11 protein-coding genes and 1 pseudogene are annotated in these 13,126 nt (G+C 71.3%); 3 read left to right on the forward strand and 9 right to left on the reverse strand.

Going from position 1 to position 13,126, the window contains the following annotated elements; genetic code table 11:
• The first annotated feature begins 83 nt into the window (after positions 1 to 83).
• Complete coding sequence (gene ffh / locus ACFVT5_RS29535) at positions 84 to 1,637, forward strand: signal recognition particle protein (protein ID WP_389894249.1); 1,554 nt, start codon at positions 84 to 86, stop codon at positions 1,635 to 1,637.
• On the opposite strand, the gene ACFVT5_RS29540 is transcribed toward ffh, so the two are convergent.
• The 9 genes from ACFVT5_RS29540 to ACFVT5_RS29580 all read right to left on the reverse strand — a co-directional run bounded on the left by ACFVT5_RS29540 (position 1,627) and on the right by ACFVT5_RS29580 (position 10,957).
• Positions 1,627 to 2,916: a phosphopentomutase gene (locus ACFVT5_RS29540; RefSeq protein WP_389894251.1), complete on the reverse strand. Its 1,290-nt coding sequence runs from the start codon at positions 2,914 to 2,916 to the stop codon at positions 1,627 to 1,629. The genes ffh and ACFVT5_RS29540 overlap by 11 nt on opposite strands.
• Positions 2,913 to 4,076: an alanine racemase gene (locus tag ACFVT5_RS29545; protein WP_389894253.1), complete on the reverse strand. Its 1,164-nt coding sequence runs from the start codon at positions 4,074 to 4,076 to the stop codon at positions 2,913 to 2,915. Before ACFVT5_RS29545 ends, ACFVT5_RS29540 begins: the two co-directional genes overlap by 4 nt.
• A 5-nt stretch (positions 4,077 to 4,081) precedes the next feature.
• A complete protein-coding gene (locus tag ACFVT5_RS29550; protein WP_389894460.1) occupies positions 4,082 to 5,287 on the reverse strand; it encodes an aminotransferase class V-fold PLP-dependent enzyme in 1,206 nt (401 codons plus the stop codon).
• A 59-nt stretch (positions 5,288 to 5,346) separates the two neighbouring features.
• A complete protein-coding gene (locus ACFVT5_RS29555; protein WP_389894462.1) occupies positions 5,347 to 6,390 on the reverse strand; it encodes a phosphotriesterase in 1,044 nt (347 codons plus the stop codon).
• Positions 6,391 to 6,434: 44 nt separating this feature from the next.
• On the reverse strand, positions 6,435 to 7,772 hold the full coding sequence (locus ACFVT5_RS29560; RefSeq protein WP_389894255.1) for a YhfT family protein: 1,338 nt from the start codon (positions 7,770 to 7,772) through the stop codon (positions 6,435 to 6,437).
• 309 nt (positions 7,773 to 8,081) lie between these two features.
• Positions 8,082 to 8,438, reverse strand: a complete 357-nt coding sequence (locus ACFVT5_RS29565) for a DUF2620 domain-containing protein (protein WP_389894257.1) — start codon at positions 8,436 to 8,438, stop codon at positions 8,082 to 8,084.
• 42 nt (positions 8,439 to 8,480) lie between these two features.
• Complete coding sequence (locus ACFVT5_RS29570; RefSeq protein WP_389894259.1) at positions 8,481 to 8,855, reverse strand: PRD domain-containing protein; 375 nt, start codon at positions 8,853 to 8,855, stop codon at positions 8,481 to 8,483.
• A gap of 160 nt (positions 8,856 to 9,015) precedes the next feature.
• Complete coding sequence (gene yhfZ, locus ACFVT5_RS29575; RefSeq protein ID WP_389894261.1) at positions 9,016 to 9,954, reverse strand: GntR family transcriptional regulator YhfZ; 939 nt, start codon at positions 9,952 to 9,954, stop codon at positions 9,016 to 9,018.
• Positions 9,955 to 10,054: 100 nt separating this feature from the next.
• Complete coding sequence (locus tag ACFVT5_RS29580) at positions 10,055 to 10,957, reverse strand: SAM-dependent methyltransferase (protein WP_389894263.1); 903 nt, start codon at positions 10,955 to 10,957, stop codon at positions 10,055 to 10,057.
• Positions 10,958 to 11,184: 227 nt separating this feature from the next.
• On the opposite strand from ACFVT5_RS29580, the gene proS reads away from it, so the two are divergent.
• Positions 11,185 to 12,600 carry a proline--tRNA ligase gene (gene proS / locus ACFVT5_RS29585; protein ID WP_389894265.1) on the forward strand — a complete coding sequence of 472 codons (1,416 nt, stop codon included), beginning with the start codon at positions 11,185 to 11,187 and terminating at the stop codon, positions 12,598 to 12,600.
• A gap of 234 nt (positions 12,601 to 12,834) precedes the next feature.
• Positions 12,835 to 13,035: pseudogene (locus ACFVT5_RS29590) on the forward strand (hypothetical protein); the annotation flags it as partial.
• Positions 13,036 to 13,126 lie beyond the last annotated feature (91 nt).

Consider the following 13,126-nt stretch of genomic DNA (forward strand, 5'->3'; position numbering starts at 1 on the left):
GGCGCATGTTCGGGGCTTCTGCGACCGATTACTCTGGGGGGCGACCTGTCTGCCCGCCTTCGACCCGAGGATTCGCGACCGCCGTGTTCGACACTCTTTCCGATCGCCTCGCAGCGACATTCAAGAACCTCCGCGGCAAGGGTCGCCTCAGTGAGGCGGACATCGACGCCACGGCGCGCGAGATCCGTATCGCGCTGCTCGAAGCGGATGTCGCGCTGCCCGTGGTCCGCGCCTTCATCAAGCAGGTGAAGGAGCGCGCGACCGGTGTCGAGGTGTCGCAGGCGCTCAATCCCGCGCAACAGGTCATCAAGATCGTCAACGAGGAACTGATCGGCATCCTCGGCGGCGAGACCCGGCGGCTCCGGTTCGCCAAGCAGCCGCCGACCGTGATCATGCTCGCGGGTCTCCAGGGCGCCGGTAAGACCACGCTCGCCGGCAAGCTCGGCCTGTGGCTCAAGGGCCAGGGGCACTCGCCGCTGCTCGTCGCCGCCGACCTCCAGCGGCCGAACGCCGTGAACCAGCTCGCCGTCGTCGCCGAGCGCGCGGGCGTCGCCGTCTACGCCCCGCAGCCGGGCAACGGCGTCGGGGACCCCGTAGAGGTCGCCAGGGACTCCATCGAGTACGCCAGGACCAAGGTCCACGACATCGTCATCGTCGACACCGCGGGCCGTCTCGGTATCGACCAGGAACTGATGCAGCAGGCCGCGGACATCCGGGACGCGGTCTCGCCCGACGAGGTCCTCTTCGTCGTGGACGCCATGATCGGCCAGGACGCGGTCAACACCGCCGAGGCGTTCCGCGACGGTGTCGGCTTCGACGGTGTCGTCCTGTCGAAGCTCGACGGTGACGCCCGCGGTGGCGCCGCCCTGTCGATCGCGCATGTCACCGGGCGCCAGATCATGTTCGCGTCCAACGGTGAGAAGCTGGACGACTTCGACGCCTTCCACCCGGACCGCATGGCGTCCCGCATCCTCGGTATGGGCGACATGCTCACGCTGATCGAGAAGGCCGAGCAGACCTTCTCGCAGCAAGAGGCCGAGAAGATGGCCTCGAAGCTGGCGTCCAGCAAGGGCAAGGACTTCACGCTCGACGACTTCCTGGACCAGATGGAACAGGTCCGGAAGATGGGCTCCATCAGCAAGCTGCTCGGGATGCTGCCCGGCATGGGGCAGATCAAGGACCAGATCAACAATCTTGACGAGCGTGACGTGGACCGTACGGCCGCGATCATCAAGTCGATGACCCCGGTCGAGCGCCAGGACCCGACGATCATCAACGGCTCGCGCCGGGCCCGTATCGCCAAGGGTTCCGGTGTCGAGGTCAGCGCCGTGAAGGGGCTCGTGGAGCGGTTCTTCGAGGCCCGCAAGATGATGTCGCGGATGGCGCAGGGCGGCGGGATGCCGGGGATGCCCGGGGTGCCGGGCATGGGGGGCGGTCCCGGGCGTCAGAAGAAGAAGCAGAAGCAGGCCAAGGGCAAGCAGCGGTCCGGGAACCCGATGAAGCGCAAGCAGCAGGAGCAGGACGCTGTGGCGCGGCGGGAGCAGGCGGAGACGCAGGGCAACGCATTCGGGCTGCCCGGCGCCGCCGCTGACCCGAACTTCGAACTGCCGGACGAGTTCAAGAAGTTCATGGGCTGACGCGCACGACAGGGGTTCCGGCCGCCAGGTCGTCGGGGCCCAGGCCCAGTGCCGCTGCCGCCGTCGCGCCCACGTCTGCCAATGAGTTCGCGTCCCGTAGGCGTCCCGGGTGATCCGTTCCGTGGATCAGGATCGGGACGTACTCCCTCGTGTGGTACGCGTGGCCGATGGTCGGGTCGTTGCCGTGGTCGCCGGTGAGGATCAGGCGGTCGCCGGGGGCGGTCAGGAGCGGGACCAGGGCCGCGAGTCCGGCGTCGACCTGTTCCAGGACCGTGCCGTAGCGCTCCGGGTCCTGCTGGTGGCCGGCGAGGTCGGTTTCCTGGACGTTGCTGACGACCAGCGAGGGACCGTCCGGACCGTCCCCGTGTACGGCGTCGAGCGTGGCCGCGAGGACATCGGCGGTCGGTACGGCGGGCCGTCGTACCGCCCCGTCGCAGGCGAGGATGTCGGCCGCCTTGCCGACCAGCGTGACCGGGATCCCGGCCCGCGCGGCGAGATCGGGCAACTGCCGGGTGTGGTCGATCCGGGCCCCGAGGTGCTGAACCTCCAGACCGCCGTTGCGGTAGAAGCCCGTCGCCGGGGTGTCGAGCCCGACCGTGCCGCCGTCCCCGTCGCGTACGGACAAGGGCAGCGGGCCGTCCGCGTGGCCGCCCACGGCGATGACGCGGGCGACCGGCGCGACCTCCCGTACCGTGCGGGCGATGGCGAGGATGCCGTGGGGGCCGTCGAAGGGGAGGTCGTCCAGGCGGCCGGAGGCGTTCCAGTTGATGCCCGGGTCGGCCTCCAGGTTGTCGTGGACGAGGACCGTGTCGTCCACGACCAGCAGCGGCTTCCCGTCCAGGAGCGAGACCCGGTGGCCCGCGGCCTTGAGCGCGGACGTCACTTCGTCGATGTGGTCGTTGAGCCGGGCCACGGTCACCCGGCTGAAGTCGGCGCCCATCATGGTCTGGTGGCCCGCGAAGGTGTCCGCGCCGGGGTAACCGAGCGCGGCCCGGCCCACGGCGACCGGCAGCAGGGTGTCGCGCGCCAGGTCCCGATGCGGGTGGACCAGACCCAGCCCGAGCGCGCCGAGCGCGGGCAGCCGCAGGGGGCGGCCGAGCGCGGTGCGGGCGTGGTCGAGGACATGGCCGCAGGTGTCGGCGCGGATGTCGCCGGGGCGCAGCAGCCCGGCGTCCGGCATCGCGCCGACGCCGAATCCGTCGAGGACGAGGATCACGGTGCGGCCGGTGGGGGCAGCGCTCTCGGGTCCGCCCGGTCCGTCTGGTCCGTCGCCGGTCACAGTGCCCTGCCCTGGGCGTCGTACAGACCCGTCAGGCGCGGGTTCCCCGAGGCGAGGCCCGCGACGACCGCGACCGTCGAGCGGGTCACGAAGATCTGCGTACGGAAGGCGAGCAGCGCGGTGTCACCGGCCTGGGTGGAACCGGGGTCGGCGGGTGGGTCGAGCAGACGGTAGTAGTCGATGTTCTCGGCGGGCGCGTCCCGCACCGGCAGCAGGGCGCCGGAGCGGGGGAGCAGCGCGTTGCCGATGTGGGCGCGGGGGTAGAAGCCGCCGCCGAACAGGGCGGGCCGGCCGTCGGCGAGGGTGTGGGCGACCTCCGTGACGTACACATAGGCGGGCTTCTCCGGCTGGTGCGGGTCGAGGGCGTGCAGCGGGGTGGTGCCGGTGAGGGAGTGGCCGGGCTCGCCGTGCGTGGCGCCGCGCTCGGCGAGCAGCGGCAGCGAGGCCATGGAGGTGGCGCTGGGCGCGCTGAGCTTGAGGTCCCGGTGACCGCGTGCGATCAGCAACTCCCTTGCCTTGATGGCGAGTTCGAAGCTGGGCGTGGCCTGCGGGATACCGGTCTCGCGGTCGCAGAGCAAGCACGGGAAGGCGGTCACGCCCGCGATCCGTACGCCCGGCAGCCGCTCGGCCGCCGCCGCGAACTCGTCCAGCGCGGTGAGCGGGACACCGCCCTCCTGCCCCGGGTAGACGGTGCCTTCCGCGCCCTCCAGACGGATCAGTACGTCCTGCCGGAAGCCGAGCCGCCCCGCCGCGTCGGACACCGCGCGGGCGTTGGCCAGGTCGAACACGGTGACCGTCTCGGGCCGCCACGCCAGCATCTCGGGCAGTGCCCGGCGCGGGATCTGGACCAGATGGCCAAGGTTTCCGGCGCGGGCGCCCGTGGCGTGCAGAGTGCGGGCCTCGGGCGCGTCGATCGCGGCGAAGGCCGGGATGTGCCGGGCCACGGCCCGGATCAGCTCCGGGTTGCGGCCGAGCTGCTTGACGACGAACCAGAGGGTCAGACCGTGGCGTTCGGCCCCGGCGGCGAGGAGCGCGGCATTCGTCTCGACGGCGTCGAGGTCCATCACATAGGTGTCCGGCGGAATGTCGCCGCGCCGGTGGAGCGTGGCCGCCGTGTCGACCAGCTCGGGGTTGCGGGCGAGCAGGGTGTCGAGGAACACGGTCGTCAGTCCTTCAAGTCGTTCGCGTCGTACGGGTAGTTCGTGTCGTGCGGGTCGGTGGCGTCGTGCGGATGGTTCGGCGGGGGTGTGCGGCCGTGTGGTTCGTCCAGGGCGGTGAGCGAGCGCCGCAGGATGTCGATGACCAGGTCGGCGCCGGCCCGCATCGGGTTGACCCGGACCGTCCAGTCGGCGAGTTCGGGGGCGTCGTCAAGGGACGAGCTGGACATCCGGTAGAACAGCGGCGCGATCTCGTAACGGGAGTTGGCGCCGACGGGATAGGGCGCGGCGCCGAACCGGGCGGCGACGGCGGGCAGTTCGCGGGCGACCGGCCGGTCCAGGCGGACGAGCAGGCAGCGGTCCTGGGCGTTGGCGAGGCGGACCTCGGCGACCCCGGGCACCTCGCCCGCCGCGAGCCGGTCCGCGATCTCGGCACCGACCCGGGACTGGAGCGACCACATCACCGGCACATGGGTCAGGGCGCGCAGCGCGTCCAGCGCCTGATGGCCCTGGACCTGGCCGCCGCCCGAGTAGTTGTCCGCGCGGACCCGCTCCACCAGGTCACGGGCGCCGACCACGGCACCCACACCCTCGGGACCGTGCAGCTTGAAGAGCGAGAAACAGGAGGCGTCCGCGCCGAGTTCGACACCGGACGCGGGCACCCGCATGACCGCGTAGTTGTCGTCGACGACCGTCCGTACCCCGGCCGCCCGGCAGTCCGCGAGGACCTGGCCCGGGTCGTAGGAGTCGGCGAGCCGCTGACGCGAGTGCTGGACGTACGCCCAGGCGAACCGGCCTGACGCGAGTGCCGTACGCAGGGCGCCCCGGTCGTTGAAGTCGACCTCCGTGACCCGTACGCCGAGGCCGCGCAGCGTCACCTCGGTGGTGCGGTAGACCGGGGCGCGGTGGATGAGCAGCGGATCGCCCGCGCTCAGCGAGGCCGCCAGGGCCGCGCGGATCACCCCGGTGCCCGCGCCCTGCACCAGCGCCGCCGCGTCGGCGTCGAAGAACTCCGCGAGGACGGACTCCACCCGCGCGGTGGTCCGGGGCCTGCCGAGCCCGGGGACGACCCCGGCGTCCGCCGTGAACAGCTCCGGCCCCTCGAAGTGCGCGGCGACGCACTCCATGAGCCGGAACTGCCGGGCCGCCGCCTCGCCCAGGGACACGGTCGCCAGCGGGTGGGTCTCGGGCAGCCGGGGGCCTTCGGCGCTCACAGGCGGGCGTTCGCCGCTCACCTGGCGGCCTTCGGCGCTCACGCGGGGGCCTTCGGTGCTCATACGGGGGTCTCCTCCGTCGATCGCGTCTCCTCCGGGTCGACTCCGGTGAGGAAGCGCAGGGGGTTGCGCCGGGTCATCAGGTCGATCAGGCCGTCGTCCACGCCGGCCGTCCGGAGCGCGGGCAGGAAGGAACGGAACAGATGCCCGTACCCCTGACCGCCCTCCGTCAGGAGGTAGCCGTGGCGTGAGATGTCGCAGCTCAGCAGTGCCCGGTGGGCGTGCCCGGCGTCGATGAGGGCCAGCAGAAGGCGCAGCCGCGCGCGGTCGCTCCGGTAGCTCTCCTTGCCGACGGTGTCGAAGGCGACGTACGCGCCGCTCGCCGCCAATTCGCGGTGCGCCGCCGGGTCGTCCAGGAGGTCCTGGTGGCCGATGCTCACGCGGTGCGGGGGCAGGCCCTCGGCGGTGAGCAGGTCGAGCTGGGCCCGTCCGCCCCGGCCGAGTTGCGCGTGTGTGGCGACGGACAGACCGGTGGCGAGGGCGGCTCGGGCGGAGGCCCGCAGCGCGCGGGCCTCCGGCTCGCTCGGTACGTCACCGTGGCTGCCGACCTCGCCGAGTACGCCGGGGCGGACGCGGGTGGCGTCCAGGCCGTTCTCGGAACCGTCCTTGGAGCCGTTCTCGGCGCCGTCCCCGAAGCCGTCCTCGATCTCGCGGACGAGGGTCTCGGTGAGCCCGGCGACGTCCGCGCCGGCCAACTCCGGGGTGTGGAAGGGCTCGTAGTACCAGCCGGTCGCCGCGACCACCGGCACCCCGGCGTCACGTGCGACCCGGGCCAGGGCGCCCGGGTCGCGCCCCATGCCACGACAGGTCAGCTCGACCACCAGACCGAGCCCGAACTCCTCGCGCAACGCGGCGAGTTCGGCGGTGACGGCCGGGCCGTGCCGGTCCGGGTCGAGTACGGCGGCCCGGTCGCCGGTCCGGGCCAGGTCGAGTACCAGGTGCTCGTGGGCGAGGACCGGACCGCGGACGGATGCGGCCGGGAGGGGGCCGGTGACGGTGTGTACGAGAGGAGTACCAACGGTCGTGTCGGGTGCGCTGTTCATGCTGGTCATGGGTGGGGGGTTCCTTCCGGCGTGCGGTCCCGGCCTCAGCTCTTGATCGGCGTGAACAGGTCGAGCCAGTACAGGACGTTGAGGAGGATGCCGCCGACGATCACCGCCGCGGGCGCCGCCGCCATGCGCACGATCGGGCGTCCCATGGCCTCGTTCAGCAGATAGAGCCCGCCGACGACGAGGATGCCGAGGCCGCCGCCCATCGCGTTCGCGGCCATCAACGAGCCGAACAGGATGGCCAGTTGCAGCGTGTCCGTGATCGCGCCGCGCAGATGCTCCGAGGAGTCCCGGACGCTGGGCAGCTTGCCGAGCACCTTGCCGATGGACGACAGGGCCAGCACCTCAAGGGCGAACACGGCGGCACCGGCGAGCGCCGCGAGGTACGGGTTCGGCATCAGATAGCCGATCGGGTACACCAGCGTGAAGCCCGCGATGCCGTACGCGCCCGAGGCGAGCGCGGTCGTCGCGATCAGCGGGATGAAGCCGAACACCCGGTAGAAGTCGACCTGCGCGGCCTCCGCGTACTGCCCCTTGGCGATCAGGAAGCTGGTGGCCTCACCGCCGCCGAATATGTGCATCTGCGCCAGCACGCACACGCCCGCGCCCAGGACCATGAACAGCGGCAGGTATGTGCGCAGCCGGGTCGCGCTGGCGCTGAACAGCGACGCCATCGGGTCGTCGCCGTCCGGCACCGGCTCGACGATCCCCTCGGCGCGGTCCGCCTTGCGTTGCCTGAGGTCCTTGGCGACCGCCAGACCGATGAGCATCAGCACGCCGACCGCCATCGCGAGCGCACCGGCGAACATGTTCGGCCACAGCTTCATGGTCATCACGACCAGCGCGAACTCCAGGAAGCCCGCGATCCCGCCCCACTTGCGCCCGAACTGCTTGGTGATCGCGAGCACCGGGAACAGCGTGAACAGGAACAGGATCGGCGTCGACATCTGCTGCATCGCCGTCAGGAAGTCGACGGGCAGGTCGTGCGCGACATTGTTGGCGCCGTTCAGACCGAAGACGACCACCGCGCCCCAGGCTCCGCCCAGGATCGGCGCCAGCCACTTCTTGGGCGCGAGCAGACCGAGGATGTCCGTCGGCAGGAACAGCAGCCACGGGTTCAGGACACCCGTGGACAGGGCCATCGGCGCGCCGAGCCCGAAGATGAAGCCCGCCGACAGGCCGAAGGAGACGGCGGTGGTGGCGCTGCGGGTGGACCGGCCCTGGACGAAGTCCAGGAGGAAGGGACGGACGCCGTCGTTGAAGACGGCCAGCGCCATGTGCGAGATGAACGCGCTCAGCGCACACAGGGCGATCACGGTCAGCTGCTGCGCCGGCGAGAAGTCCAGGCTGACGCCTGCGGCCAGAGTGGTGCTCACGGGGTCACTCCTTCATGCCCGGGACGGGTGTGCGGCGAGATCCGGGCGGGGCGGGGCCTGCTCGGCGGGAGGCGGGGTGCCTGCCGGCCGGGGTCGGGGGCCTGTCCGGTGGGGGAGCGGTCGGCCTGCGTACGGTGCGGTGCGGGTGTGGGTCCGTTTTCGGCTGTGGGTCCGATTCCGGGTGCGGGTCGGATTCCGGTGCCGATTCCGGGTGCGGGGCCGGTCTCGGTGGCGGTCTCGGTGGCGGTGGCGGTGGCGGTGGCGGTGTCCGGCGGCGGTGTCGGCGGGGGGTCCGGTCCGGCATGTGGGTCAGCCGCGGGCCGCGATGGCGCGGGCCATGGCCGGGGCGATGGCGTCGATCTGGTCGAGCGAGAAGCCGAAGACCTTCACGCCCTGGGCGAGCAGCGCGGCGATCTCCTCCTCACTCGGCACGGACCGCCCGAACGTGTGGCACGCGGGTTTGCCGAGGAGCCCGACGAGCACGCCGAGCGAGGCCCCGGCGCCCGTATGGCAGGTACCGAGGTAGTAGTCGGCCTGGCCGGTACGGAGCTTCATCGCGGCGTCCATGTCGCTGGACCGGGTCGCCTCGATCCCGTCGAGCCCGAGGTCGTTGACGGCCTGGGTGACCTCGACCTTGCCGACACCACCGGTGAGGATCTTCTTCATGGCTGGTTCCTTCTCTCAGGAGGCACGGGAGTCTCAGGAATCTCAGGAGGCGGGCTGCTGGGCCAGCACCGCCAGATGCATGGCGAGGAAATTGATCTCGGACGGAGGGAGCGCGGCGCCCAGTTCGCGTTCGGCGCGCCCGGCGACGGCGCGGGCCCGCGTAACGGCCTCCGGATGCCCGGCGAGTTCGGCGGCGACCTGCTCGTCGGTGAGGAACTGCTCGATCGGCTCACCGTTCAGGAGCCGGGTGAGCGCCATCATCAGATGGCTGGTGAGCATGCCGGCGGTGGCCTCCGTGACGGTCCGGCCCTCGGCGGCGAGTGCGTTCAGCTCGTCGGTCACGAAGTCGGCGACCTCGGGCCGGACTTCGCCGCCCTCGCGGAACAGCCGGATGCGCAGCGCGAGCGTGTCGTCCATCGAAGCCCCTCCTAAATTCGACAGTAATCGGGATTCTGGATATTGAGATGGTCAAAAGGCCCTGGGGGAAGGGATGTTGACGGTTCACGGTGGGAAGGCCGGGCGGTGTGGTCAGCGGTCAGCGGTCAGCGGTCAGCGGTCAGTGCTCAGTGGTCAGTGGTCAGTACGAAGGCATGCGCTCGCCCCTCAGTACCTCGCTCTGCAACGACGTGACGACCGACAGATCCAGCGTGTCGCGCACCGCGGCCAGCGCCTGCGCGCCCTCTTTCCTGCCGATGATCGCCGCGCTGGAGTTGCGCAGCGCCAGATCCCGGGTGACCTCGTCACCCAGCGGCAGTACGTCCACGGCCATCCCGAGCCGCCCCTGCACCTCGTCGAGGTTCCAGACGGTCGCGTCGGCCTGCTTGCTCGCGAACAGGTCCCGCAGCTGCATGTACGAGGACTCGACCCACTCGATGTCGGAGCGCCCGGCGAAGGCGCGCTCGGCGAGCAGTCGCTGGTCCTCGGACGCGTGGTCGATGGCCACCCGCAGCCCCGGCGCGTCGAGTTGGGCGCCCTCGCGCAGCAGCAGTCCGTGCGCGCCCACATAGGTCGCCGGCCCCAGATCGGCGAGGAGTTGTACGGGGTGCTTCTCCATCAGCCGGTCCGCGGCGAGCCTGGAGAGGACCACCAGGTCGACCTTGCCGTCGAGCAGGGCGGTGGTCCGAGCGCCGGCGCCCCGCATGAACGTGATCGCGAAGGGCGCCCCCGCCTGCTCGAAGGCGGAACGCAGGCCGGTGGCCAGACCCTCGTAGCGCCGGGAGTAGGGGAGGGGCATCGCGGCGAGCAGGGTGCCGAGGCCGGAGAGCCGCCAGAGTATGGTGCGGTCCGAGCGGACCAGGAAGGTGCCGAGGTGTCCGCGCGCGGTGGTCTCGATCGCCCCGGCCTCCTCCAGGAGCTGGAGCGCGGCCTGGACCGTGCCGTTCCCGCACCCCAGTTCCTCCGCGAAGTCCCGCACCCGGGGCAGCCGCGTGTCCGGCTCGTGCCCGAGCAGCAGAACCGCGAGCTGCCGGGCGGCGAAGCCGTTGCGCGTGAGGAAACGCTCGTCGAAACCGTTCACGACCCAGACAGTAACCAGGATTCTGGATACTGGCAAGGGTCCCCGCGACGGACACCGGTGCCCCCGTCACCTGCGGTTCAGTGCGCCGGTCACCCGCGGTCTAGCGCCCGCGTGCGATCAGATACCGGAACACATTCGGCATCCACACCGTGCCGTCCGCCCTCTCGTACGGATGCAGCGCCTCCCGTAGTTCCTTGTCGATCTGCACCGCGTCCGTCGCGCCCATGGCCGCGTCGAACAGGCCCGTCGACAGCAGCCCGCGCACCGCGCTGTCCGCGTCCGCGTACCCGAAGGGACAGGCGACCCGACCCGACCCGTCGGGCGTCAGCCCGGCGCGCCCGGCCACCTCCTCCAGGTCGTCCCTCGGCGCGGGACGCCACCCGCCGGACCCGCGCAGAGGATCCGTCGCGACCCGCAGCACCGCGGCCGTGGCGCACCGCTCCGGCGGACCCCACCCCGCCAGCACCACCGCGGCCCCTCGCTGTGTCAACGGCCCGGCCTCGGCGAGAAGTTCCCCGATCCCCGCACTGTCTCCCGGCGCCCCGCCCACCGGCTGAAAGGCCGTCACGAGGTCGTACGCGGGAGCCTGACGGGCCTGACGGGCCTGACCGCTCCGGCCCTCCGCGGTGTCCCGTGCGTCGTGTGGGTCACGCGCGTCCCGTACGTCCGTGGGGCGTCCGTCGACCAGTCGGGGTCCCAGGGGTCCGTTGTCCGTGTGCGCGAGCCGCTCCCGGGCCAGCGCGAGCCGTTCGGGCTCCGCGTCCTCGACACCGGTGACCGGCGCACCCCGCGCCGCCGCCATCAGCAGTGCCAGACCCGAGCCGCAGCCGAGGCCGAGCAGCCGGGTTCCGGGTCCCACGTCGAGCCGTTCGTACACCGCCTCGTAGAGCGGGACCAGCATTCGTTCCTGGATCTCCGCCCAGTCACGCGCGCGGGAGTGCCGGTCCGCGCGGGAGGTCGGTCCCGTGGTCCCGCGCGGTCGCCGCGCGAGCGTAGGTGTCATCGAAAGGGCCCCCATCCGCCGAGAGTTGCCGTGCCGTTCGTCCGTCCCACCCCCGATGTCGCGCGCGTACGTCCCCCGTATGTCAGGGAACTGCGCATCCGCCGATGCGTCCAGGGGGGACGGAGGACGTTTGCCCGCGCTTGCCCGGAGCTTGCCCCACGCGTCGCCGGACGCACGCCCGTTGTCCGATTCACGTTTCACTCGGACCGCGCCGTACCATGCGCGGCATGGCAAAGGCACCCGTTCTCACGCCCAGGGCCGACGACTTCCCGCGCTGGTACCAGGACCTCGTCAGCAAGGCCGAACTGGCCGACAACGGTCCGGTGCGCGGCACCATGGTCATCAGGCCCTACGGCTACGGCCTGTGGGAGCGGATGCAGCAGGACATGGACCTCCGCATCAAGGAGGCCGGCGCCCAGAACGCGTACTTCCCGCTGTTCATCCCGCAGTCGTACCTGACCCGTGAGGCCGAGCACGTCGAAGGGTTCGCGCCGGAACTCGCCGTCGTCACGCACGGCGGCGGCAAGGAACTGGAGGAGCCGGTCGTCGTCCGGCCCACCTCCGAGACGATCGTCAACGACTACTTCGCCAAGTGGGTGCAGAGCTACCGGGACCTGCCCCTGCTGATCAACCAGTGGGCCAATGTCGTCCGCTGGGAACTGCGCCCCCGGCTCTTCCTGCGGACCAGCGAGTTCCTCTGGCAGGAGGGCCACACCGCGCACGCCACCTACGAGGACGCGCGCGAGTACGCCGCCCGCATCCACCGCGAGGTGTACGCGGACTTCATGGAGAACGTCCTCGCCATGGACCTGATCCTGGGCCGCAAGACCGCCAAGGAACGCTTCGCCGGTGCCATCAACACCCTCACCCTCGAAGGGATGATGGGCGACGGCAAGGCGCTCCAGCTCGGCACCAGCCATGAACTCGGCCAGAACTTCGCCAAGGCGTTCGGTACCCAGTACCTCTCCAAGGAGGGCAAGCAGGAGTACGTCTGGCAGACCTCCTGGGGTTCCACGACCCGCATGGTCGGCGCCCTGGTGATGATGCACGGCGACGACAACGGCCTGCGCGTACCGCCCCGCCTCGCACCCGTGCAGGCCGTCGTCCTCGCCATCAAGGGCGACGACGCCGTCCTGGCCGCCGTCCGCGAGACCGGCGACCGGCTCAAGGCCGCGGGCGTACGCGTCCACGTCGACGACCGCACCGACACCCCCTTCGGCCGCCGCGCCGTCGACTGGGAGCTGAAGGGCGTCCCCGTACGCGTCGAGATCGGCCCCCGCGACCTGGAGAACGGCACCGCGATGCTGGTGCGCCGCATCCCCGGCGGCAAGGAGCCCGTCCGCCTCGACGCCCTCGCCGGACTGCTGCCGGCGATCCTGGAGGAGGACCAGGCACTGCTCCTGACGCAGGCACGCGCGCGTAGGGAGTCCCGTACGTCCGACGTGACCGGTGTGGACGAGGCGATCGAGGCCACGACGGCCGGCGGCTGGGCCCGCTTGCCCTGGGCCGCGCTCGGCGCCGACGGCGAGGCCAAGCTCGCCGAGCACGCCGTGACCGTACGGTGTCTGGTCGCCGACGACGGGTCGGTACCGGACGACGAGGACGCACCGGGTAACGTCGCCGTCGTGGCCCGCGCCTACTGACGCCCCTTTCGTCCCCCGCACCCCGGGGACCCCGGCCATCCCGCGTACGACATTGTCTACGCATTGCGGCGTACGGGTGACTACGTACCACCTTGCGGTGACCTGCGAGGCTTCTCCGCAGATCAGCGCACCCGCCCTCGTCCCTGTGCATCAGCGGCAACTGACGGGTACGTGCAAATTATTTGGGATGCCCCGGAATAGGAACACAGAGGCACCCCGGCTCGTTGTCACGACGTGAGCACGACACCACCTGTTCTCGCCGCAGAGCTGGCAGGGGCGTGGGCCGACATTCAGCGGCACCACCCCGAACTGCCCGATCTTGCCGCGCCCGAGTCCCTGATCGGAGAGTCGTCGTCCGCCTGCGGGCACGAACTTTCCTTCGAACGACTGCTGCATGAGGCAGTCCACGGCATCGCCGCCGCGGGGGGGGTGCGCGGCCCCCCCGCCGGCCGGCCCGAACACCAACCCACAATGCAACCGCTAGCCCGGGGGGGGGGTGATGGTAAACCCCCAGAAACCCCCCCCC

Origin of the sequence: Streptomyces sp. NPDC058001, from assembly GCF_042886315.1 — a bacterium.
Taxonomy (GTDB): domain Bacteria; phylum Actinomycetota; class Actinomycetes; order Streptomycetales; family Streptomycetaceae; genus Streptomyces.

Bases quoted from the DNA above. Each gene is read 5' to 3' on its own strand.
- ACFVT5_RS29580 (WP_389894263.1), bottom strand. From the start codon at position 10,957: ATGACACCTACGCTCGCGCGGCGACCGCGCGGGACCACGGGACCGACC.
- ACFVT5_RS29570 (WP_389894259.1), bottom strand. From the start codon at position 8,855: ATGGACGACACGCTCGCGCTGCGCATCCGGCTGTTCCGCGAGGGCGGC.
- ACFVT5_RS29565 (WP_389894257.1), bottom strand. From the start codon at position 8,438: ATGAAGAAGATCCTCACCGGTGGTGTCGGCAAGGTCGAGGTCACCCAG.
- ACFVT5_RS29555 (WP_389894462.1), bottom strand. From the start codon at position 6,390: ATGAACAGCGCACCCGACACGACCGTTGGTACTCCTCTCGTACACACC.
- proS (WP_389894265.1), top strand. From the start codon at position 11,185: ATGGCAAAGGCACCCGTTCTCACGCCCAGGGCCGACGACTTCCCGCGC.